Origin of the sequence: Actinomycetospora cinnamomea, from assembly GCF_003096675.1 — a bacterium.
Taxonomy (GTDB): Bacteria; Actinomycetota; Actinomycetes; order Mycobacteriales; family Pseudonocardiaceae; genus Actinomycetospora; species Actinomycetospora cinnamomea.
Genome location: NZ_QEKW01000016.1, coordinates 31835 through 51568 on the forward strand (window position 1 = coordinate 31835; position 19734 = coordinate 51568).

Here is a 19734-nt window from a genome sequence, read left to right on the forward strand (position 1 = left end):
TTTCGCGCCGCGCGTACGATCCATCACCCAGTGGGGTGACACGTGCGCCGTCCGTGGAGGGGGCAGCGGGCCGCGCGTCCATCCCGTGTGTCCTGTCGGGTGACCGGAGCCCTGGGCTCCCCGAGGAGGTGTGCGTGGCCCGGTCCCGCCCGCGCTGGCAGATGACCACCCGCTCGCGCTTCGCCGTGGTGCTCGGCCTGGCCGGACTCGCCGTCGCCGGCGTGCAGCTGGCGATGCTCTCCGACCCGCCGACCGTGCTGCAGCTGGTGGTGGTCGCGTTCTGGAGCGTGGTGGGCGTGGCCTACCTCGTCTCGGCCGTGGCCCAGCGCCTCCGCGCCCGCCGTCGCCCCACCCCGGCCCCGGTGCCGGCGCCCGCCCCGCTCGACGAGATCGTCCCGGTGCCCGTGCGCCCCGCCCGCCCCCGGCCGCGGGCGGACACCGCGGCGCCGGACCCGCCGTCCGGGCCCGCGCCGGACGAGGGCGCGTCGCCGCCCGCCGAGGCCGCCCCCTCCGAGCCGACCAGGGTCGCCATCCGCGCTCGGCGTGCGGGAGCAACGGGAGCGACGGGAGCGACGGCGGTCCCCGAGCCGGTGACCACCGCAGCGCCCGCCCCGGGGGCCCCGACGCCGGCGCTCCAACCGTCCCCGACGCCCGCTCCGGCCCCGCCGACGCCGGTCCCGACGCCGGCGCCGAAGCCGGCCCCGCAGGCGGCGCCGACGCCGGTCCCGACGCCGGCGCCGAAGCCGGCACCGCAGGCGGCGCCGAAGCCGGCCCCGCAGGCGGCGCCGAAGCCGGCGCCGAAGCCGGCACCGCAGGCGGCGCCGAAGCCGGCCCCTCTGCCCGCACCGACGCCGGCGGCGGCGACCGTGACGTCGACCCCGACGTCGGTCCCGACGTCGACCCCCACGCCGTCGTCTACGGGGTCCCCGGCGCCGGCAGCGACGCTCGCTGCGGTGCCCGCGATGGCCCTCGTGTCGCCGGCCCCCGCACGCCCGACCCCGGCACCCCCGGCTCCGGCACCCCCGGCCCCCGCACGCCCGGGGCCGACGCGCTCGACCCCTGCACGGCCGGCACCTTCGTCCGCGGCCCCCGACCCGTCGCCGCGGCGCGCGGCCGGGCCGACGCCGCGTCCGGCCGCCCCGGCGCCGGAGGAGACGACCGACGCCTTCACCGTCCGTGCGGCGTCCCCGTCCCCGTCCCGGCAGGCCCCGACCGGCGGCGTGCCCGTCCCCGCGGAGTTCGGATCGGCGCTGTCCTTCGGGCCGTCGCGCGCCGCCGCGCCGAGACGTCGCGAGGCCCGCCCCGCCCGGCCCACACCGTCCGGCGGCCTGCCGCGGGTCGGCACGGGACCGATCGGGGAGTCGGGCGGCGAGCGACCGGCGGCGCACCGCCGGAGCGGGGCCCACGCGGCCCCCGACGGCGCCGTGCCGACGCCCCGCGCGCGACACCGGGCCGACGTGGAGGACCCCGTCGCGGCCCGACGCCTCGGCGGGGAGCGGACCCGCGGGCGGCACGCGAGCGACGAGGCGCCGGCCGTCGGTGTCCGCGGTGGCCGGTAGCCTGGGCATCGTCCGGTTCCGGCCACCGAGGAGCGCGATGAGCAAGCGCACCGATCCCACCGAGGGCGTCTCGGAGCCCGACGTCTCGACGCCGCACCGCCCGTGGATCCGCGTGACGACGGTCATCGTGCTCGCCGTGTTCGTCCTCGCCACCCTGGTGAGCGCGCTGCTGTAGCCGCCACCATGTCCGATGTGGACCCGGACGTGCTGGTCGAGCGGCTGCGTGCGGTGTGCCTCGCGCTGCCCGAGGTCACCGAGAAGATCAGCCACGGCTCGCCGAGCTGGTTCGTGCGCAGGATGTTCGTGAGCTGGGTCGGCCGCCACCACGGCGACCCGCACCTCTCGCTCTGGGCGGCCGCGCCCGAGGGCGCCCAGGCCGAGATGGTCGCCGCCGAGCCCGACCGGTTCTTCGTCCCGCCCTACGTCGGGCACCGCGGGTGGCTGGGGATGCGCCTCGACGTCGCCGGCGGCCCGGACTGGGACGAGATCCGCGAGGTCGTCACCGACGCCTACCGGTGCACGGCCCCGCGCCGTCTGGTCGCGCAGCTCGAGACCCACGGCCCTTGACCTCGACCATGGTCGAGGTCGCACGCTCCTGACGTGAGTGACGAGCTGCCGCCCCTGCCCGACGACTGGTCACGCGCCCTCGCCGTGGCCGCGCACCCCGACGACCTCGAGTACGGCACGGCCGCGGCCGTCGCGGCGTGGACCGCGGCGGGCCGGTCCGTGTCGTACGTGCTGGTCACCCGCGGCGAGGCCGGCATGGCCGGCACGCCCCCGGAGAGCGCCGCCGCCATCCGCGAGGACGAGGAGCGGCGCAGCGCCGCGGCGGTCGGGGTGCACGACCTGCGCTTCCTCGGCCACCGTGACGGCGTCGTCACCGAGGGCCTCGACCTGCGCCGTGACCTGGCGAGGGAGATCCGGCGCGCGCGTCCCGAGCTGGTCGTGGTCACGAATCACCACGAGACCTTCGGCCCCGGTATGTGGAACAGCGCCGACCACCGGGCGGTCGGCCGCGCGACACTCGACGCGGTGGGCGACGCCGGCAACGCGTGGATCTTCCCCGAGCTCGTCGACGAGGGCTTCGAACCGTGGCCAGGCGTGCGGCACGTCGCCGTGGCCCACTCGCCGCAGCCCACCCATGCCGTGGACGTGACGGGCTGGCGCGACGCCGCCATCGCCTCCCTGTCGGAGCAGAAGGCCTACCTCGCCGCGCTGGACCCGCGCCCCGTCGCCGAGCAGGCCCGCGACATCGTCCTCATGACCACGGGCGGCGAGGACGGGCCGGTGCAGGTGCGGTTCGAGGTCTTCGGTTAGCCGGTGAACAGCGGGAGCCCGCCGGCCTCGGCGCCGCGACCGTCGACGGGCGGGGCCGCGGTGGCGCTCGGTGGTGTGGTGGCCGGCGGCGGGGCAGCCGCGGCGGGCGCGGCGAGAGCGGCCACCATGCCCAGCGCGTGGCCGCTCGCGGTGGGGGCGCCGGCGAGCAGGGTGTCGGCGCCGGTCAGCGGCGTGAGCCACGGCTCGGGCGCGCAGACCCCGTGCCCGCGGAAGGTGTCGCGCACGTCGACGAAGCGCATCCCGGCGGCGACGGCCCGTTCGGCGAGGACGCCGTCGAGCCGGGTCACCGCGTCGTCGAGGCGCGTGGCGCGGGAGATGTCGGCCGGGCCGGCGGGGCACGCGCGGCCCTCGGCGAGCAACGGGTAGCCGGTGATGCTGACCGCGGCGCGGGGCGCGCGCCGGCGCATGTCGGCGAGGGCGGTGTCCAGGGCACCGGGCAGGGACGCCAGGGCCTGGTCGAAGCGGGCCGCGGCGGCGTCGCACCGCGCGGCGGTGCCGGCGGCCGAGCACGCGGCGGCGAGGGCGCCGAGGCCCGTCGCGTCGGCGCCGACGGTCGCGCTGACGACCTCGGTGGCCGGGGTCAGCGAGGTGAACTGGTCGTTGCCGCCGCCGGTGGACGACGCGCACGCCCGCGAGGTCCAGAAGGTCTCGCCGCCCGCCCGGGCGATCACCGCAGGGTAGGCCAGGACGCTGCGCCGGCACGTGCCCGAGGCGGCCTCGACCCCGCCGGCCGCGGTGCCGGCGGCCCACGAGTCGCCGAGCGCCACCCGGCGGGCGCCGTCGCCGCCGGAGGCGGGGCTCCCGGCGGGCAGCGCCGCGACGGGCACCGCCGGGACCAGGGCCAGCGCCGCGCCCACGAGCACCGCCGCCACGACCGACCGCGTCCGCATCGCGTCACCCCTCCGCCCGAGATCGACGCCGGTCAGTGTCGGCCTCGACACCCACAGGAGGCCGGGACGTCACGCCGTCGCGGCGGCACGATCACCCACACGAGGTGCGCGGAGCGCACGGATCGGTCAGGGCGGGGCGGTCGAGGGCGAACGCGCCGATGGGGTGGCGGGTGGTCCCCGTCGTGGCGAGGTCGGCGAGGATCCGCCCGATCAGCGAGGCGAACGTGAACGCGTGCCCCGCCCCTACGGCGACGCTCACGCGCGGCGTTCCGGGCACCGTGTCGATGACGTCGTGCTGGTCGGGCGCGATCGTGCAGAGGCGGGTCCTCGTGGACAGCTCCGGGCCGCCGAAGCCGGGGAGGTGCTCGGCGAGGAAGGCCTCCTGGCGCTTCCGCCGCAGGGGGTCGGGTTCGTCGGTGCGGGTGTCGGCGGGGACCTCGTGCCCGCCGCTGTGCTGGCCCAGCTTCGTGGCCACCTCGCCGTGCACCGGGAAGCCGTGGAAGTCGTGGAAGTCGTCCGCGCCGTGCCACGTGAACACCGGGAAGCGCGCCGACGAGAAGTCGAGCAGGTTCGGCGTGGCGTAGGAGGTGACCTGCTCCTGGGTGACCGTCAGCGGGAGCCGGATCAGGCCGTCGAGCACCTCGTTGGTGCGGGCGTCGGCGGTGACGACGACGTGCTCGGCGCGGATCACCTCGTCGTCGAGCACGACCTCGACGTGCCCGGCGGTGGGGCGCAGGGCCCGGACGGGGGAGTGCTCGCGGACCTCCGCGCCGTGCCCGCGGGCCAGGGCGACGTGGGTGGCGTCGGCGCGGCGGGCGTCGACGACGCCCGTGCGTCGCTGGTAGAAGGCCTCCTCGGTGCCGTGGAGGTGGAACTGGGGCCAGCGCCGCATCACCCCGCGGGCGTCGAGCAGCTCGAAGTCGACGCCGTGGCGGTCGGCGACGGCCGCGTAGCCGCCGAGGTTGCGGCCCACGGTGGCGAGCCCCAGCCGGGACTCCACGTCCTCGATCACCAGCCCGCCGGTCTCGGCGACCAGCGTCTGCCCGGAGACCCGCTCGAGGTCGCGCCAGGCGGCGTACGCGGCGGGGGCGAGGGCGGCGTAGGCGTCCTGGTGCTGGGCGTAGCGGATGATCCGCGAGTGGTCCTGGCTCGCGCCGTGGTCGTGGCCGAGGGTGTGGCGCTCGAGGACCAGCACGCGGCCCCCCGCCGCGCGGGAGAGCCAGTAGGCGGCGGCGGAGCCGAGGCCTCCACAGCCGACGACGACGTAGCGGTGGTCGGACCGTGATCGAGTGCTGTGCACGGTGATCGCTCCGGGTCGGCGCTGCCGGTGGTGCCCTCACCTTCGCCCGTCACCCCTCCGTGCGGTGTGGATCGGCGATGCGCCCTGCCACTGCTCCCATCAGGGAGGGCTTATGAGCGGTCCGGCGGGGCAGGATCGACCGCATGGACGTCGAGCTGCGCCAGCTGCGGGTGTTCCTCACCGTCGCTTCGGAGCTGCACTTCAGCCGCGCCGCCCGGCGGCTGCACGTCAGCCAGCCCGCGCTGTCGCAGCAGATCCGGGCGCTCGAGAAGACCCTCGGTGCGGCGTTGTTCGACCGCTCGAGCCGCGCCACCGAGCTCACGCCGGCGGGACGGGTGCTCCTGGACGCCGCGCCGCGCGTGCTGTTCGAGGCCGAGCGGGCGCAGTCGCTGGTCACGCAGGCGGCGAACGGGGCGGTGGGGCTGCTCGTCGTCGGGTCGGTGGGCACGGCGCTGGCCTCGATCACCCCGCGCATCCTGCGGGCGATGCGGGCGTCGTTCCCCGACCTGCAGCTCGAGGTCTCCCAGCAGGACACGGCCGCGCAGCTCGTCGCGCTCGCCGACGGCCGTCTCGACGTGGGCGTGGTGCGGGCGGCGTCGCCGACGGCGACGGTGGCGGTCGAGCACCTCGTCTCCGAGCCACTGCTGGCCGCGCTGCCGGGCGACCACCCCCTCGCCGGGGAGGACGAGATCGACCCCGCGGCCCTGGCCGAGGAGCCCTTCGTGCTCTGGCCGCGCCCGCTGGGCCGGGCGTTCTTCGACATCATCACCGCGTACTGCCGCGACCACGGTTTCAGCCCGCGGATCGTCGCCGAGGGCGCGGACATCGAGACCCAGCTCGGGCTCGTCGCCGCCGGGCTGGGCGTGTCGCTGCAGCCGGCCTACTACGCGAACCTGCGCCCGCCCGGCGTGGTGTTCCGCCCGCTGTCGGGCGAGGTCCCGATGGTGTCGCTGCAGGTCGCCTGGCGCCGCAACGACCACTCGCCGGCCGTGGCGCACTTCGTCGACGCGGCCCGCGCCTCCGCCCCGTGAGAGCGGCCCGGCTGTAGCCGGGAAATCCGCTCACATGGGTCACCAGGGCACGTGCTCGCCGTCCTGGAGGAACGAGCCGGAGGGGAACGAGGCGGGGTAGCGGACTACCTCGACGATCCCGGCCGCGCCGTCGGCCACCGGGCGCCCGCTCGGGCCTCCCATGTCGGTGGCGGTCCAGCCCGGCGACACGGCGTGCACCGCGATGCCGTCGCGGGTCAGCGCGTCGGCGAACACCCGGGTCAGCGCGTTGACCCCGGCCTTCGACACGCTGTAGGCGGGTGAGGTCGCGCCCATCCGCGTCAGCGAGCCCAGCCCACTGGTGACGTTGACGATCACCGGTTCGTGCCCGGCGCGCAGCAGCGGGACGAACGCCTGCGTGAGCCGCCAGGGCGCGAGCACGTTCGTGCGCCACGCGCCGTCGGCGATCTCGAGGTCCTCGACCACGGGGTCCGAGCCCGCGTCGTAGTGCGCCGCGGCGTTGTTCACGAGGGCGTCGAGGTGCCCGTGCCGGCGGTCGACGGCCTCCACCGCGGCCTGCACCGACTCGGGGTCGGTGACGTCGAGGGTCAGCGGCCAGGCGTGCTCGCCCAGCTCCTTCGCCACCGATGCGCCGGCCTGGGCGTCGCGCGCCGCGACCACCGCGGTGCAGGGCTCGTCGCCCGTCACGAGCTGGCGGGCGATCTCCGGGCCCAGCCCGCGGCCGCCGCCGGTTACGAGGACGACGCGCTCGCGGTTGCGTTCGCTCATGGGAGAGGTGGTGCCCGCCGCGTGGACAGCGCACGCGTGAGGTGGACACCTCAGGACCGAGAAACGGCAGCGCGCTCCCACTTCGCGTACGGTCGAGCCATTCCGAGCAGGGGAGCGGCGATGAGCACCACGAGCGGGACCCCCACGATTCCCCGCCACATGCAGCGCGACCGGTTCGCCCCGGTCCCCGAGACGCAGGCCGCCCGCGACGAGCCGGGGCTCCCGACGATCCGCACCGCGTTCGGCACGACGGCCCGGCTCGTGACGCGCCACGCCGACGTGCGCGAGGTGCTCGGCGACGCCGAGCGCTTCTCCAACGCCTCGATGCCGCCGCTGCCCCTGCCGGACGAGGAGTCCGTGGAGGACCGCCGCGCCGGGCAGCTGCTCCTGCAGGACCCGCCCGAGCACACCCGGCTGCGCCGCCTGCTCACCGGCGAGTTCACCGTCAAGCGCATCCGCCGCCTCGAGCCGCGCATCGCCGAGATCGTCGACGACCATCTCGACGCGATGGCCGCCGCGGGCCCGCCGGCCGAGCTCGTCAGCGCGTTCGCCCTGCCCGTGCCCAGCCTGGTGATCTGCGAGCTGCTCGGCGTCCCGTACACCGACCGCGGCGAGTTCCAGGGCCGCGCGGCCCGCCAGCTCGACGTCAGCCGTCCGCTCGAGGAGCGCGGCCGCCTCGCGGTCGAGGGTCGCGAGTACATGGGCGAGCTGGTCGACCGCGCCCGCGCCGAGCCGGGCGAGGACATGCTCGGCATGCTCGTGCGCGAGCACGGCGACGACCTCACGCGCTCCGAGCTCATCGGCGTCGCGAACCTGCTGCTCATCGCCGGCCACGAGACGACGGCCAACATGCTGGGGCTCGGCACGCTCGCCCTCCTCCGGGCGCCCGACCAGCTCGCCCGTGTCCGCGACGAGCCCGACGCCGTCGCGCCGGCCATCGAGGAGTTGCTGCGCTTCCTGTCGGTGGTGCACTCCGGCGTGCCGCGGACCGTCCGCCACGACACCACGGTCGGCGGCACGCCCGTCGCCGCCAGGGAGCTGCTGGTCCTGAGCCTGCCCGCCGCCAACCGCGACCCCGCGGCCGTCACCGACCCCGACGAGCTCGACGTCACCCGCACGGTCGCCCCGCACCTGGCCTTCGGGCACGGCGTGCACCACTGCCTCGGCGCCCCGCTGGCCCGCGCGGAGATGGCGGTGGCGTTCCCCGCCCTGTTCCGGCGCTTCCCCCCGCTCGCGCTGGGCATACCGTTCGACGAGATCGAGTTCCGCTCGGCCACCGTGGTGCACGGGCTGCGCGCGCTGCCCGTCACCTGGTGATCCACCACCACCCGAGGAGGACCATGCGCATCGAGGCCAACCGGGACGTCTGCATCGGCGCCGGCAACTGCGTGCTCGCCGCCGAGGACGTCTTCGACCAGGACGACGAGGCCCTGGTCGTCGTGCTCGAGGAGCACCCGTCGGACGACCAGGTCGCCGAGGTGCGCAACGCCGTGGCGCAGTGCCCGTCGGGAGCCCTGGGCCTCGTCGAGGACTGAGCGACCGATCGCGCACGACCGGTCACCACCGGTACCCTCTGCCCGATGTCCGTGACGTCCGGTCCGACGTCCGGCCCGCTGACCCGTGCGGACCGGCCGCTGCGCGCCGACGCGGCCCGCAACCACGCCGCGATCCTCGCCGCCGCCGGTGCCGCCCTCGCGGCGTGCGGGCCGGACGTCTCGCTGGAGGAGGTCGCGCGGCGGGCGGGCGTCGCCCCGTCGACGCTCTACCGACGCTTCGCCGGGCGCGACGAGCTGGTGGCCGCCGTGCTCGAGGACCACGTCGCCGCGTCGGTGGAACCGCTGCTCGCGCGGGCGGCCGAGGTGGCCGACCCGTGGGAGGCGATCGCCGGGGTGCTCGAGGGGCTCGTCGACGACGTCACCCGCCACCGCGCCCTGCTCACCGCCGCCTCGGCCACCGGGGCGTTCACCCCCGAGCTCGCCGCGCGCACGCTCGCCCCCCTCGGCGAGCTGCTGCGGCGCGCCCAGGCCGCCGGCGTGGTGCGCGCGGACCTGGAGCCCGAGGACCTGCCGACCGTCGTGCACATGGCCGTCGTGACCGCCGACCCCCGTCGCTTCCTCGGGCTGCTGCTCGATGCGCTCCGCGCACGTGAGTGAATCGGGTCGTGATGACGACCCGGATCGCTCACGAGGCGAAGCCATGAGATGGACGGTGCACGGTGACGGTCGCGCGCCGGCGCCCGGCGAGGTGGTGCGGCCCGACGAGCGTCTCTCGTGGGGGCGCACGGCGGGCCTCGGCGCCCAGCACGTGCTGGCGATGTTCGGGGCGACGTTCGTCTTCCCCGTGCTCATGGGCCTCGACCCGAACCTCGCGATCCTGCTCTCCGGGCTCGCGACGATGCTGTTCCTGCTGATGACGCGCGGGCGGGTGCCCAGCTACCTCGGCACGAGCGCCTCGTTCGTCGGCGTCGTGGCCGCGGTGCGCGCCGACGGCGGCACCCCCGCGGAGATCACGGGGGCGATCGCGGTGTGCGGCGTCGTGGTCGCCCTCGTCGGGCTCGCGGTGCACCTCGGCGGGGCACGGACGGTGTCCGCGGTGCTGCCGCCGGCGGTGACGGGCGCGGTCGTGCTGCTCATCGGCTTCAACCTGGCCCCGGTCGTCGCGGGCACCTACTGGCCGCAGGACGAGGCCGTCGCCCTGGTGACCATGCTCGTGGTCATGGTCACCGCCGTGGCCGGGCGCGGGATGCTCGGTCGGCTGGGCGTGCTGGTCGGCCTCGTCGTCGGCTTCGGGCTCTCGCTGCTGCTCGACGCGGTGCTCGGGCCGATCACCGCGCCCGACGCGTCCGGGGTCGTGTCCGCCCACCCGCGCGTGGACCTCTCCGGGGTCACCGATGCGCCGTGGATCGGGCTGCCGCTGGGGACGCCGGACGCGCCGGGCCTGCACATGCCCGCGTTCAGCGCCTCGGCGATCCTCATCGTGGTGCCGGTGGCCATCGCGCTGATCGCGGAGAACACCGGGCACGTCAAAGCCGTCGCCAGCATGACCCGGGAGGACCTCGACCCCTACCTGGGACGGGCACTGGCCGCCGACGGCATCGCCACCGCGGTGGCGGGCGGCGTCGGGGGCTCGCCGACCACCACCTACGCCGAGAACATCGGAGTGATGGCCGCGACGCGGGTCTACTCGACCGCGGCGTACTGGGTGGCGGCACTGGTCGCGGTGGCGATCGGGTTCTGCCCCAAGTTCGGGGCGGTGGTGGCCGCGACACCCGGCGGGGTGCTCGGCGGCATCACGGTCGTGCTCTACGGGATGATCGGCCTGCTCGGCGCGCGTATCTGGGTGGAGAACCGGGTCGACTTCGCCCGCCCGGAGGTCCTCGTCCCGCTCGCGGCCGGGATCGTCATCGGCATCGGGGACGTCGCGCTGTCGGCCGGCGGCGGATCGTTGTCGGGGATCGCCCTGGGCACGATCGTCGTGGTCGTCGGCTACCACCTGCTCCGCCGCCTCGCGTCCGATCGCGCCGAGGAGCGTCCCGGTCTCGGGGCCGACGCGGCCGCGGAGGACCGGCCGCCACGCTGACAGGGGGCCGGCTCCGGCACGCTGGCCGGGCGGGTCCCGGTGGCGATTCCGGCGCCACCGGGACCCGCCCACCTGCCCGTTGATCCCGTCCCGGTCCCCCGAGGACCGGGACGGGGCTAGAGCAGGCCGTCGACGACGTCGCCGACCGCGTCGCTGCCCAGCACGCCGCCGACCGCGCCGCCGACGCCCCCGAGGAGGCCGCCGACGCCGCCCGCGAGCTCGCCGCCCGCGCCGACCAGGCCGGTCACCAGACCGCCGCGGTCCCCGGTGGTGCTCCCGGTGGTGGTGTCGTCCTCGTGGGCGTGCGACTCGGTCGCGCTCGCCACACCGGACAGGCCGAGGCTGCCGGCACCGACGAGGGCGGTGGCCGCGGCCAGGCGCTGCAGTCGGGTCATGGTGATCTCCTCTCGTTCGTCGCCGCGGTGATCGCGGCAGGGAGGAGTCTCCCGGGTCGCTGAACGAGGATTCATCGAGGGTGCGTTCAGTGAACACACGCTCGATCAAGCGTACGGCCGACCGCCGACCTGCGGTCGGCGCAACGCCGCACGGCACCCGGGTGCCCGGAACACTCGACGGGATGATGAGTCGCTCGTTGGAGTGAAACTTCATGGGTGGAGTTCACGGTGCGCGACATCTCCTGGTCGGGCCCCGATCACGGCGCGTCGAGAACGATGACGACCTTCCCCAGCGCGTGCCCGTCCTCCACGCGCGCCACCGCGTCGGCCGCCCGCGCGAAGGGGACGACGGTGCGCACCCAGGGGTCCAGCCCGCCCGCCGCCACCCGGGCGGCGAGGGCGTCGAGCACCGCCGTGCTGCGGTCGCGCGGCACGTCACGGCCGCCGAGCTCGGCCACCAGCGACTTGTCGGCGACCGAGAACAGCCGGCCGGGCGGGGCCAGCCCGGCCACCGCGCGCAGCGCCTCGCCTCCGACCAGGTCGAACACGCCGTCGACGCCGTCCGGGGCCGCCTCGCGCACCCGTGCGGCGACACCGTCGCCCCCGACGACCGGGACGACACCGAGCCCCGCGAGCAGGTCCTGCTTGGCGGCGCCCGCGGTGCCGACGACCCGCAGGCCCCGGGCGCGGGCGAGCTGCACCGTGGGCAGGCCGACCCCGCCACCGGCGCCGTTGACCAGCAGCGTGGCGCCCGCGGGCAGCGCGAGGGCCTCGAGGGCGTCGTACGCGGTGCCGGCGGCCACCGGGAGCGCGGCCGCGTCCTCGGGCGAGACCGCCGCCGGCCGGTGCGCGGCGAACGACGCGGTGACCAGCGCCTGCTCCGCCCAGCCGCCGACCATGCCCGGGCACCCGCCGAACACCTCGTCGCCGGGAGCGAAGGCCGTCACGCCCTCGCCGGCGGCCACCACCGTCCCGGCGACCTCGCGGCCCAGCACCGCGGGCCCGGTGACGTCGTACTCGCCCCGGCGCATCCGGATGTCGCCGGGGTTCACCCCCGCCGCCCGCACCTGCACCAGCAGCCGGCCGGGCCCCGGCTCGGGCACGGGGACGTCGAGGAAGGCCTGCTGCGCGGGGCCGCCGACCCCGAGGAACCCGAACGCGCGCACCCCGTGTTCCTACCCGGTCCCACCCGACGGGGCCGGTTGTGCGGGCCCCGGGTCCGGGCACCCGCGGGGATGACGTCCAGCACCGGCTACGACGACCTCTGGAGCGAGTTCCACCGCGTGGTGAACATGGACTCGCGCGAGCTGGAGCGCTGGCTGCTCACCGAGGAAGCGACCGAGGACGCGGACTTCGTTCCCGGCGAGCGGATGCCGCCGACGGGCGCGGAGGTGCTCGCGATCCTCGGCAAGCGCAAGACCGACCTCGACGACCACGACCTCGAGGTGATGCAGCGGGTCGTCGACATCGTCCACCAGGAGCGCGGCGAGGACCTCGAGCCCGATGCCGGGGACTCCGCGCAGTGGCGCCGCTTCCTCATGACCATGGGCCACGACCCGCTGCGGCCGGCCGGCGACCGGCGGACGGACCGTTAGACGCGTCGGCGGCGGGACCGCATGGCCGTGACGAGGGCGGTGGCGGCGGCGCCGAGGAGGCAGAGTCCGGCGAGGGCCAGCAGGTAGGCCGCGAGCCAGACGTGCTTGAACACCTCGAAGTACCCGTCGCCCGCCACGGCCACCACGACGAGGGCCAGCGCGGTGGACGCGGCGAGGCCGGCGGCGAGCGACCAGCGTCCCGCGGCGCCCTGCCACCGCGCGGTGGCGGCGGCGAGGAGCGCCACGACGACCAGCGCGGACGGGAGCCACGGCGGGCGACGCGTGGCGTCGAGGACCTGCGCGAGGTCGGGCTGGCGCGCTCCCGCCCAGCCCGGGTGGCCCGAGGGCGCCGAGGGGTTCGCCGGCGACGCGGGCAGGGAGTCGAGGTAGGGAAGGTCGGCGAGCGTCGTGGCCTGCAACCCCACTCCCACCGCGCGGGCGGCCGCCGTCGGGTGCTCGGCGAGCAGCACCAGCGCGGCCGCGCGGGTCTCCGCGGGCCGGCCGAGGATCGCGCCCTCCCACCACGGCACGCCGTCGGGACGCGGGGGACCGTTGAAGTAGCCGTTGCCCGTGAGCCGCGCCGCGTCGGGCGGCAGGCCCAGGGGTGCGGTGGCGGAGGGCCCGACCTCGAGCAGCACCGTCGTGAAGACCAGGTTGTGGGCGTTGACGGCGGCGTAGAACTGCTGCTGGCGCTCGAGGGCGTCCACGACCGGCGCGACGGCCAGCAGGGCGGTCACCACCGCCAGCGCGGGACCCACCCGCCGCGGCCGCCGCACCCCGACGGCGGTGAGAGCGCACACGAGCACCGCGGCGGCCAGCACCGGCACGTAGGCCACCTTCGCGGTCGTCGCGACCAGCCCCCCGGCCGCGGTGAGCACGAGGGCCACGACGCGGGCCGCCCGGTGCTCGCGCCGCGTCACGAGCACGGCGGCGACGCCCACCGCCGTCGTCAGGCTGCCGAGCAGGCCGGCCGGCTCGCTGTAGGTCGAGACGAAGAACCGCGAGAAGGTGGCCGCGGCCAGCGGCAGCGCCGGCACGGCCACCACCAGGGCCTGCCGGCGGCCGGCCGCCGACGCGGCCCACGCCCCGAGGCCGACGACCATGCCCACGAGCACGGCGTAGGTCCAACCGAGGATCGCCGGCGACCAGGTGTCGCCGGCGAACCACGTCGTGATCCGGGTGATGACGAGCGCGGACGACGGGACCGGGCCGGGACAGGTCGGCGGCCCGACGGCGAAGTCGGTGGTCCACCCGCCGCGCCAGCTCGCGTACCCGTCCGCGGTGAGCGGGGTGAGTCCGGCGCCGCAGAAGAGGCGGTAGCCGTCCCCGTTGTCCTCGACGCCCAGCGGGCTCCCGGAGGGCAGGCGCAGCGCGAGGACCACGAGCAGGGCCGCGGCGAGGCCGCCGGCCGCGCCGAGGAGGACGCGGTCGCGGGGACGGGGGCCGGTCGCCGTCGCGGTCATGTCGCCGTCATGATGCCCGAGGGCCCGGGGGAGCCGGCCGGGCCGGGCCCGCGGCCGGACGGCGTCAGTCGCTCGTGTCGACGTTCTGGTCGATGATCGTCTGGCGCTCGGGGGTGATCCACAGGATCACGCGCTCGGACTTGATGGCCTCGGGCGGGTAGTCGCCGCCGATGTAGCGCTGCGCCAGCTCGTCGATGTGGCGGCGGGCCTCGTCCCCGGTGGTGGTGCGCTCCACCCGCCCGCGGACCTCGGCGTAGCGGTACGGGTCGTCCTCGTCGCGGATGAGCACCGTGACCCGGGAGTCCCGCTGAAGGTTCTCGTAGCGCTTGCGGTGGGTCTCGGTGTTGAGCACCAGCGACCCGTCCTTGATGCCCACCCAGAGGATCTGCGTCTGGATGCGGCCGCTGGGCAGCAGCGTCGAGACCGCGGCGAAGTTGCGGCCCTTCGTCGCCAGCTCCTCGGTCATGGGGTGCAGCTCGGTTCCGTTGCGGGTGTCGGCCATCCACGCGGCTACCCGCGCGATGGCGCGATCACCCCGCCCGCGCGCGGTGCAGGTCGAGCAGCAGCGCGATCTCGGCCCCGTGGTGGAGCAGCTCGCGGTTGATGTGCAGCACCAGCAGGGCCATGGGTTCGTCGGCGTACGGGCCCTCGCTGGGCCCGCACGGCGCGGCCAGCCCGTCCTCGCCGAGCGCGCGGACCCCCGCCGTCCACGCCGCGTACGCCTCGTCGAACTGGGCGATCGCCCCGCGGGCGGTGGCCGCGTAGTGGTGGCTGCCGTAGTCGACCGGCGGCCCCCCGAAGTGGCCGGCGACGCGCATTGCGAGGACGCCCACGATGAGGTGGCCGAGCCGCCAGGCGACGGTGGTGACCGGGGGCGGGTCGGGCTCGGGGTAGGCGAAATCGATCACCATCTCGCCGGCGCCCGCCGCCATCGGCGTCACGGCCCGGTCCCGGGGGCGCACGCTCCACGCGCCCGGCGCGGGCTCCCACAGGTACTGCTCGTCGGTGAGGCCGTCCAGGCGCGGGCGCAGGTACTCCCGCCACTGCCAGTCGGCCTGCTCGCGCACCAGCGCGTTCCACTCCAGCGCCATGGCTCCTCCTCGTGATGGTGCCCGCGACGGTAGGGCCGGGGTCCGACAGCGGCACCCGCCGTCACCCCTCCCCTCGGGCAGGTCCTCGCGGCCGACAGCACGGGCCGCACCCCGTGTGGTCGGCCGCACACTGTGTGCTGCTGATCACGGCGGAGGAGGATCCACACCATGGGCAGGACGATCGACGGCTCCGGGATCGACGGTGTGCTGCAGGCGGCGGTCGACGCGGGGCACGTGCCCCACGCCGTGGCCGTCGCCGCGGACGCCGACGGCGTGTTCTACGAGGGCGGCGCCGGCCCGCGGGTCGTGGGTGAGGACTCGGAGACGGTTTCCGGCGGCACCCACTTCCGGATCATGTCGATGACCAAGATGGTCGCGACCACCGCCGCGCTCCAGCAGGTCGAACGCGGCGAGCTCGACCTCGACGCGCCGGTGGACACCTACCGGCCCGAGTTCGCCGGGATCCAGGTGCTCGAGGGCTTCGACGGCGACACCCCGCGGCTGCGGGCGCCGGCGAGCCGGGCGACGGTCCGGCAGCTGGTCACGCACACCTCCGGTCTGAGCTACTGGTTCTGGAACGCCGACCTGGTGAAGTACGAGCAGGTCACCGGCCTGCCGAACGTGGTGCCCGGTGACCGGCGGGCGCTGTTCGCGCCGATGGTGGCCGACCCGGGCACGCGCTTCGAGTACGGCATCAACACCGACTGGCTCGGCCTGGTCGTCGAGACCGTGGCGGGCGCGACGCTCGACGTCGTGATCAAGGAGAACGTCACCGGCCCGCTCGGCATGGACGAGACGATGTTCCTGCTCGACGACGGGCGGCAGGGCAACAAGTCCCCGGTGCACGTCCGTGGCGAGGACGCCCGGTGGACGTCGGCGGGCAACGTCCTCCCGGACGAGCCCGAGTGGTGGCCCGCCGGCCACGGCCTGCACTCCACGCCCCGCGACTACATCCGCTTCCAGCGGGCGCTCCTGCGCGGCGGCGAGCTCGACGGCGCGCGCATCCTGCACCAGGAGACCGTGGACGCCGCGTTCTCGGACCAGCTCGGCGGGCTCCCGATGCCCACCGAGATCGCCTCGGCCGACCCGGCGACCACCGACACGCTGCACCTCGGCCCGGGCTGGACGTGGGGCTACGGCCTCCTGCTCAACACCGACGACGTCCCCGGTCGGCGGCGGGCCTGGAGCGGCGCGTGGGCCGGGCTGCTCAACACCCACTTCTTCATCGACCGCACCACCGGCATCTGCGCCTCGATCTACACCAACTCGCTGCCGTTCATCAGCGAGCACGAGGCGTGGAAGCTCTACGGCGACTTCGAGTCGGCGCTCTACGCGGCGCTGTAGCCCTCCCCGAGGCGGACGGCGAGGGCGACCACGTCGTCCTCGCCGGGGGAGAGCTCGGCGACCACCCGCTCGGGCAGCGTCGCCACGTCCTCGTCGCGGAGGCGTGCGAGCGTCCCCAGCAGGCGGTCGGTGCCGGCGTCGAGGTCCCCGCCGCGGCGTTCGACCAGCCCGTCGGTGTGCAGGAACAGCAGCGACCCCTCGGGCACCGGTTCGCGGGCGTCCGCGCGGGGCCGGGGGAGCAGGTGCGGGAAGCCGAACATCGGGTCGCACCCGGCGAGCAGGCGCGGCGGCCGTCCCGGCGCCACGAGGATCGGGGGCGGGTGGCCGGCGTTGCTCCAGGTCAGCATCGTCGTCCCGTCGGGGGCGCGGCGGAGGTGCGCGAGCACCAGCGTCCCGCGGGCCCGCGGTCCGACCGTCTCGTTGGCGTCCTCGAACGCCGCGACGACCTGCGACGGCGCGCGTCCGGCCCGGTCCCACGCGGCCTGGCGCAGCATCGAGCGGACCTGTCCCATCTCGGTGGCCGCCGACAGCGTGTGACCGGCGATGTCGCCGACGGAGAGGACGAGGACGTCGTCGCCGCCCTCGCTGCCGTCACCGGCCGCGGGCAGGCGCACGACGTCGTACCAGTCGCCGCCGACGTCCTCCCGCGCGTCGGCCGGGGCGTAGTGCGCGGCCATCGCCAGGCCGTCGACCCGGGGCAGCGTCGTGAGCATCGCGCGCTGGAGGGTGTGGGTGGCCGTCGTGCGGTGCTGGAGCTGCTGCCGAAGACGCACGTCGAGCTCGTCGCGCCGGCGGCGCTCGCGCTCGGCGTCGACGGTCGCGAGGCGGAGCCGCAGCGCCACCGAGCACATCCGCGCCAGGTCCTCGAGGGCACCGAGCTGCGCCGGGTCCCAGCGACGCGGCACGTGGTCGATCGCGCACAGCGAGCCCAGGACGTTGCCGGCGGCGTCGGTCAGGGGGAAGCCGGCGTAGGCGACGACCGCGAGGTCCCGGACGGCGCCGTTGTCGGCGACGAGCTCGTGCTCGCGGGCGTCCTCGACGATCAGCGGCTGCGCGGTGAGCACCACGTGCTGGCAGAACGAGTGGGTCAGGGGGGTCCGCCGCTCCCACGACACCGGCTCGGGCAGGCCCGCGGCTCCGGGGAAGACCTGCTCGTCGGGGCGCACGAGCGACACCAGCGCGATGGGCACCCCGAGCCAGCGCCGCACCCGCCCGGCGAACAGCTCCATGTCGGGGTCCGGGTCCGCCGAGAGCCCCGCGTCGGCGAGAGCCCGGAGGCGTGCGGGGTCGGTGAGGTCGAGGCAGGCCGCGGCGGTGAGGCCGTCCGCGTGGAGAGCCGCCGTGCGAGAAGTGCCCATGCGGCCGAACCCCCCGGTGGTGGAACGGTGCGGTCGGGCCGTCGCCGAGGGCCCGACGAGGCGCGGCCGGGCACCCGCACCGTCCCGATGCCCGGAGGACCGAGAGTACGTCACGAACGGTCGTGTCCTGCCGATCGGCGACCTCGTCCTCGCCCTCCTCGACAGCACGACGGGCGCCCCGTCGGCGATGTCCGCGGCACCGCCGACGAGGCGCCCGGTCAGGATCACGGGCGCCCGATGTGCGCCTCCGGCGCGCGGAAGGAGACGCCCGTGAGCTCCTCGGAGACGCGCCACACGCGCTCGGCCTCCGCGGTGCTGCGCAGCGGGGCGTAGAGCGCCTGCTCCGCGGGCCGCCCGCCGAGGTGGCCGAGGCCGGCGGGTCCGTAGAAGTGCCCGCCACGTGCGTCGGGGGAGGTCGCGGCGTAGAGGGCGGGGAGCCCGGCGCTCTCGGCGGTCCCGACCAGGATGCCGCGGGCGGACAGGGCCCCGATCACCTTCCGGCCCCGCACCTGCTCGTCCCGTCCGATCTCCGGCCGTGCCTCGAGCAGGCTCGTCGGCGCGATCCCCGGGTGCGAGACGTTGCTGGTGATGCCCCAGCCACCGGCCCGGCTGCGCCGGTCGAGCTCGAGCCCGAAGAGACCGATCGCGATCTTCGACTGACTGTAGGCGCGCATCCCGTCGTAGGAGCGCACCCAGCCCAGGTCGTCCCAGTTGATCGTGCCGCGGCGCGCGGCGACGCTGATCTGCGAGGTCACCCGGCCGCGGCCGGCGCGTAGCAACGGCAGCAGGTGGGCGACCAGGGCGACGTGACCGAGGTGGTTGGTGCCGAACTGCAGCTCGAAGCCGTCGGCGGTGGTCTGCCGGTCCGGCGGGGTCATGACGCCGGCGTTGTTGATCAGGAAGTGGATCGGCCGGTCCTCCTCGCGCAGGGTCGCGCCGAGCGCGGCGACGGAGGCGAGCGAGGACAGGTCGAGCGCGCGCAGCGACACGGCCGCCCCGCGGACCCGCTCGCGGATCGCGGCGACCGCCGCCTCGCCCTTGCGCGGGTTGCGGACCGGCAGCACCACCTCGGCGCCGGCCGCGGCGAGCCGCGTGGCGATCCCGAGGCCGATGCCGTCGCTGGCGCCGGTGACGACGGCACGCCTGCCGGCGAGGCTCGGGACGGTGATGTCGGGGGTGCGGGGCATGGGTTCCTCCTGGGGTTCGTGATCGGGCGTGACGGCGCCGGACTCAGACGGCGTCCGGTGCGGTGGCGGGGGAGGTGACGGGAGAGGCGGTGACCGGAGAGGAGGTGACGGGAGAGGAGGTGACGGGAGAGGAGGTGACGGGAGAGGAGGTGACGGGAGAGGAGGTGACGGCGCGGCGGGCCGCGACGAGGGTGAAGGCGGCCAGCACGGCGAAGGCGGGTGCGGCGGCGATCCCGAGTGCGGCCAGGACGGCCGGCTGGTCGGCGACGTAGAACGCGATCCGGAGGACGGCGTTGACGGCGTGCACCCCCGCGCCGGCCAGGGTGGTGATGCTGTAGACGTGCAGCAGCGGGGCGTGGCCGCGCCAGTCCTGCGGTCCGCCGACGAGGCGGTTGAACAGCAGCCCGGTCACCGGCCGGCGCACGAGCACCGAGCCGAGGAACAGCAGCCCGAGCCCGACGGGGAGCAGCGCCGGGAGCAGGAAGAAGGCGCGTGCCTCACCGGAGAGGGCGGCGACGAGCGCGCACACCCCGGCGACGAGGAGGCCGATCAGCGCGCCCCGCAGGGACTCGCGGCGGGCGAGCCGGATGCCGAACGCCACGGGCGAGCTCACCGCGAGGGCGACGAAGGCCCAGGTCAGCCCGCCGAGGGCGTCGGCCACGACGAACGCAACGGCAGGTGCGGCCGCAACGAGGATCCCGGTCGGTCCACCGGACCGCGCGAGCGTCCGGCGCAGGGTCGCGGCGAGGGTGACCGGCTCGTCGTCGGCGATCCGGTCGGTGGTCCGGTCGGTGATTCGGCCGGTGAGTCGCTCGGGCGGGCCGATCGTGGCGGGGTCGTTCGTCATGGAGCGCTCC

The 19734-nt window shown here is 76.0% G+C and carries 22 protein-coding genes; 11 read left to right on the top strand and 11 right to left on the bottom strand.

The genetic code is table 11. From position 1 onward, the window contains the following. The first annotated feature begins 134 nt into the window (after positions 1 to 134). The 4 genes from C8D89_RS28820 to C8D89_RS22935 are packed head-to-tail and all read left to right on the top strand — an operon-like array spanning position 135 to position 2876. Positions 135 to 1559 carry a hypothetical protein gene (locus C8D89_RS28820; protein ID WP_133252027.1) on the top strand — a complete coding sequence of 475 codons (1425 nt, stop codon included), beginning with the start codon at positions 135 to 137 and terminating at the stop codon, positions 1557 to 1559. Between the two features lie 37 nt (positions 1560 to 1596). Next, positions 1597 to 1734, top strand: a complete 138-nt coding sequence (locus tag C8D89_RS29480; protein ID WP_165825890.1) for a hypothetical protein — start codon at positions 1597 to 1599, stop codon at positions 1732 to 1734. Between the two features lie 8 nt (positions 1735 to 1742). After that, positions 1743 to 2126: an MmcQ/YjbR family DNA-binding protein gene (locus C8D89_RS22930; protein ID WP_116710462.1), complete on the top strand. Its 384-nt coding sequence runs from the start codon at positions 1743 to 1745 to the stop codon at positions 2124 to 2126. A 33-nt stretch (positions 2127 to 2159) separates the two neighbouring features. Next, entirely contained in the window at positions 2160 to 2876 is a 717-nt protein-coding gene (locus tag C8D89_RS22935) for a PIG-L deacetylase family protein (RefSeq protein ID WP_116710463.1), read from the top strand. Here the strand turns inward: C8D89_RS22935 and C8D89_RS22940 are convergent. Beyond that, on the bottom strand, positions 2873 to 3787 hold the full coding sequence (locus C8D89_RS22940) for a GDSL-type esterase/lipase family protein (RefSeq protein ID WP_116710464.1): 915 nt from the start codon (positions 3785 to 3787) through the stop codon (positions 2873 to 2875). The genes C8D89_RS22935 and C8D89_RS22940 overlap by 4 nt on opposite strands. Before the next feature lie 91 nt (positions 3788 to 3878). Further along, entirely contained in the window at positions 3879 to 5087 is a 1209-nt protein-coding gene (gene solA / locus C8D89_RS22945) for an N-methyl-L-tryptophan oxidase (protein WP_165825891.1), read from the bottom strand. A 143-nt stretch (positions 5088 to 5230) separates the two neighbouring features. Between solA and C8D89_RS22950 the strand changes: the two genes are divergently transcribed. Then, on the top strand, positions 5231 to 6118 hold the full coding sequence (locus tag C8D89_RS22950; RefSeq protein ID WP_116710466.1) for a LysR family transcriptional regulator: 888 nt from the start codon (positions 5231 to 5233) through the stop codon (positions 6116 to 6118). Positions 6119 to 6157: 39 nt separating this feature from the next. On the opposite strand, the gene C8D89_RS22955 is transcribed toward C8D89_RS22950, so the two are convergent. Next, a complete protein-coding gene (locus C8D89_RS22955; protein WP_116710467.1) occupies positions 6158 to 6865 on the bottom strand; it encodes an SDR family NAD(P)-dependent oxidoreductase in 708 nt (235 codons plus the stop codon). Positions 6866 to 6985: 120 nt separating this feature from the next. On the opposite strand from C8D89_RS22955, the gene C8D89_RS22960 reads away from it, so the two are divergent. The 4 genes from C8D89_RS22960 to C8D89_RS22975 are packed head-to-tail and all read left to right on the top strand — an operon-like array spanning position 6986 to position 10444. Continuing rightward, complete coding sequence (locus C8D89_RS22960) at positions 6986 to 8182, top strand: cytochrome P450 (RefSeq protein ID WP_207787377.1); 1197 nt, start codon at positions 6986 to 6988, stop codon at positions 8180 to 8182. 23 nt (positions 8183 to 8205) lie between these two features. Beyond that, positions 8206 to 8400 (top strand): ferredoxin, encoded by a 195-nt coding sequence (locus C8D89_RS22965; protein WP_116710469.1) that lies wholly within the window; start codon positions 8206 to 8208, stop codon positions 8398 to 8400. A gap of 45 nt (positions 8401 to 8445) precedes the next feature. Next, positions 8446 to 9018, top strand: coding sequence for a TetR/AcrR family transcriptional regulator (locus C8D89_RS22970; RefSeq protein ID WP_116710470.1), 573 nt, complete (start codon positions 8446 to 8448; stop codon positions 9016 to 9018). A gap of 43 nt (positions 9019 to 9061) precedes the next feature. Then, positions 9062 to 10444 (top strand): uracil-xanthine permease family protein, encoded by a 1383-nt coding sequence (locus C8D89_RS22975; RefSeq protein ID WP_116710471.1) that lies wholly within the window; start codon positions 9062 to 9064, stop codon positions 10442 to 10444. A 116-nt stretch (positions 10445 to 10560) separates the two neighbouring features. Here the strand turns inward: C8D89_RS22975 and C8D89_RS22980 are convergent, their stop codons facing one another. After that, positions 10561 to 10839, bottom strand: coding sequence for a hypothetical protein (locus C8D89_RS22980; protein ID WP_116710472.1), 279 nt, complete (start codon positions 10837 to 10839; stop codon positions 10561 to 10563). A 257-nt stretch (positions 10840 to 11096) separates the two neighbouring features. Further along, a complete protein-coding gene (locus C8D89_RS22985; RefSeq protein ID WP_116710473.1) occupies positions 11097 to 12005 on the bottom strand; it encodes an NADP-dependent oxidoreductase in 909 nt (302 codons plus the stop codon). A gap of 69 nt (positions 12006 to 12074) precedes the next feature. Between C8D89_RS22985 and C8D89_RS22990 the strand changes: the two genes are divergently transcribed. Further along, positions 12075 to 12434, top strand: a complete 360-nt coding sequence (locus C8D89_RS22990; protein WP_116710474.1) for a DUF3140 domain-containing protein — start codon at positions 12075 to 12077, stop codon at positions 12432 to 12434. Here the strand turns inward: C8D89_RS22990 and wsfD are convergent. From wsfD to C8D89_RS23005, 3 genes are all read right to left on the bottom strand, one after another. Next, complete coding sequence (gene wsfD / locus C8D89_RS22995; RefSeq protein ID WP_116710475.1) at positions 12431 to 13897, bottom strand: glycan biosynthesis hexose transferase WsfD; 1467 nt, start codon at positions 13895 to 13897, stop codon at positions 12431 to 12433. The two genes, C8D89_RS22990 and wsfD, sit on opposite strands and share 4 nt — an antisense overlap. 64 nt (positions 13898 to 13961) lie before the next feature. After that, positions 13962 to 14363, bottom strand: a complete 402-nt coding sequence (locus C8D89_RS23000) for a PPOX class F420-dependent oxidoreductase (RefSeq protein ID WP_243418320.1) — start codon at positions 14361 to 14363, stop codon at positions 13962 to 13964. A 64-nt stretch (positions 14364 to 14427) separates the two neighbouring features. After that, the gene (locus C8D89_RS23005) at positions 14428 to 14988 is read right to left on the bottom strand and encodes a DinB family protein (protein WP_116710477.1); all 561 of its coding nucleotides are present in this window, start codon (positions 14986 to 14988) and stop codon (positions 14428 to 14430) included. A gap of 168 nt (positions 14989 to 15156) precedes the next feature. Here C8D89_RS23005 and C8D89_RS23010 point away from each other — a divergent pair, with 168 nt between their 5' ends. Further along, positions 15157 to 16332, top strand: coding sequence for a serine hydrolase domain-containing protein (locus tag C8D89_RS23010; RefSeq protein ID WP_116710478.1), 1176 nt, complete (start codon positions 15157 to 15159; stop codon positions 16330 to 16332). On the opposite strand, the gene C8D89_RS23015 is transcribed toward C8D89_RS23010, so the two are convergent. From C8D89_RS23015 to C8D89_RS23025, 3 genes are all read right to left on the bottom strand, one after another. Beyond that, entirely contained in the window at positions 16317 to 17690 is a 1374-nt protein-coding gene (locus C8D89_RS23015; RefSeq protein WP_133252028.1) for a PP2C family protein-serine/threonine phosphatase, read from the bottom strand. The genes C8D89_RS23010 and C8D89_RS23015 overlap by 16 nt on opposite strands. A gap of 224 nt (positions 17691 to 17914) precedes the next feature. Next, positions 17915 to 18877 (bottom strand): SDR family oxidoreductase, encoded by a 963-nt coding sequence (locus C8D89_RS23020; RefSeq protein ID WP_116710480.1) that lies wholly within the window; start codon positions 18875 to 18877, stop codon positions 17915 to 17917. Positions 18878 to 18920: 43 nt separating this feature from the next. Next, positions 18921 to 19724, bottom strand: coding sequence for a DUF3159 domain-containing protein (locus tag C8D89_RS23025; protein ID WP_165825892.1), 804 nt, complete (start codon positions 19722 to 19724; stop codon positions 18921 to 18923). Positions 19725 to 19734 lie beyond the last annotated feature (10 nt).

Coding starts and splice junctions, on each gene's coding strand:
- C8D89_RS22970 (WP_116710470.1), top strand. CDS start 8,446: ATGTCCGTGACGTCCGGTCCGACGTCCGGCCCGCTGACCCGTGCGGAC.
- wsfD (WP_116710475.1), bottom strand. CDS start 13,897: ATGACCGCGACGGCGACCGGCCCCCGTCCCCGCGACCGCGTCCTCCTC.
- C8D89_RS22930 (WP_116710462.1), top strand. CDS start 1,743: ATGTCCGATGTGGACCCGGACGTGCTGGTCGAGCGGCTGCGTGCGGTG.
- C8D89_RS22940 (WP_116710464.1), bottom strand. CDS start 3,787: ATGCGGACGCGGTCGGTCGTGGCGGCGGTGCTCGTGGGCGCGGCGCTG.
- C8D89_RS22990 (WP_116710474.1), top strand. CDS start 12,075: ATGACGTCCAGCACCGGCTACGACGACCTCTGGAGCGAGTTCCACCGC.
- C8D89_RS29480 (WP_165825890.1), top strand. CDS start 1,597: ATGAGCAAGCGCACCGATCCCACCGAGGGCGTCTCGGAGCCCGACGTC.
- C8D89_RS23025 (WP_165825892.1), bottom strand. CDS start 19,724: ATGACGAACGACCCCGCCACGATCGGCCCGCCCGAGCGACTCACCGGC.
- C8D89_RS22950 (WP_116710466.1), top strand. CDS start 5,231: ATGGACGTCGAGCTGCGCCAGCTGCGGGTGTTCCTCACCGTCGCTTCG.
- C8D89_RS23005 (WP_116710477.1), bottom strand. CDS start 14,988: ATGGCGCTGGAGTGGAACGCGCTGGTGCGCGAGCAGGCCGACTGGCAG.
- C8D89_RS23000 (WP_243418320.1), bottom strand. CDS start 14,363: ATGACCGAGGAGCTGGCGACGAAGGGCCGCAACTTCGCCGCGGTCTCG.
- C8D89_RS23020 (WP_116710480.1), bottom strand. CDS start 18,877: ATGCCCCGCACCCCCGACATCACCGTCCCGAGCCTCGCCGGCAGGCGT.
- C8D89_RS22955 (WP_116710467.1), bottom strand. CDS start 6,865: ATGAGCGAACGCAACCGCGAGCGCGTCGTCCTCGTAACCGGCGGCGGC.
- C8D89_RS22965 (WP_116710469.1), top strand. CDS start 8,206: ATGCGCATCGAGGCCAACCGGGACGTCTGCATCGGCGCCGGCAACTGC.
- C8D89_RS23015 (WP_133252028.1), bottom strand. CDS start 17,690: ATGGGCACTTCTCGCACGGCGGCTCTCCACGCGGACGGCCTCACCGCC.
- C8D89_RS22960 (WP_207787377.1), top strand. CDS start 6,986: ATGAGCACCACGAGCGGGACCCCCACGATTCCCCGCCACATGCAGCGC.
- C8D89_RS22980 (WP_116710472.1), bottom strand. CDS start 10,839: ATGACCCGACTGCAGCGCCTGGCCGCGGCCACCGCCCTCGTCGGTGCC.
- C8D89_RS22975 (WP_116710471.1), top strand. CDS start 9,062: ATGAGATGGACGGTGCACGGTGACGGTCGCGCGCCGGCGCCCGGCGAG.
- C8D89_RS23010 (WP_116710478.1), top strand. CDS start 15,157: ATGGGCAGGACGATCGACGGCTCCGGGATCGACGGTGTGCTGCAGGCG.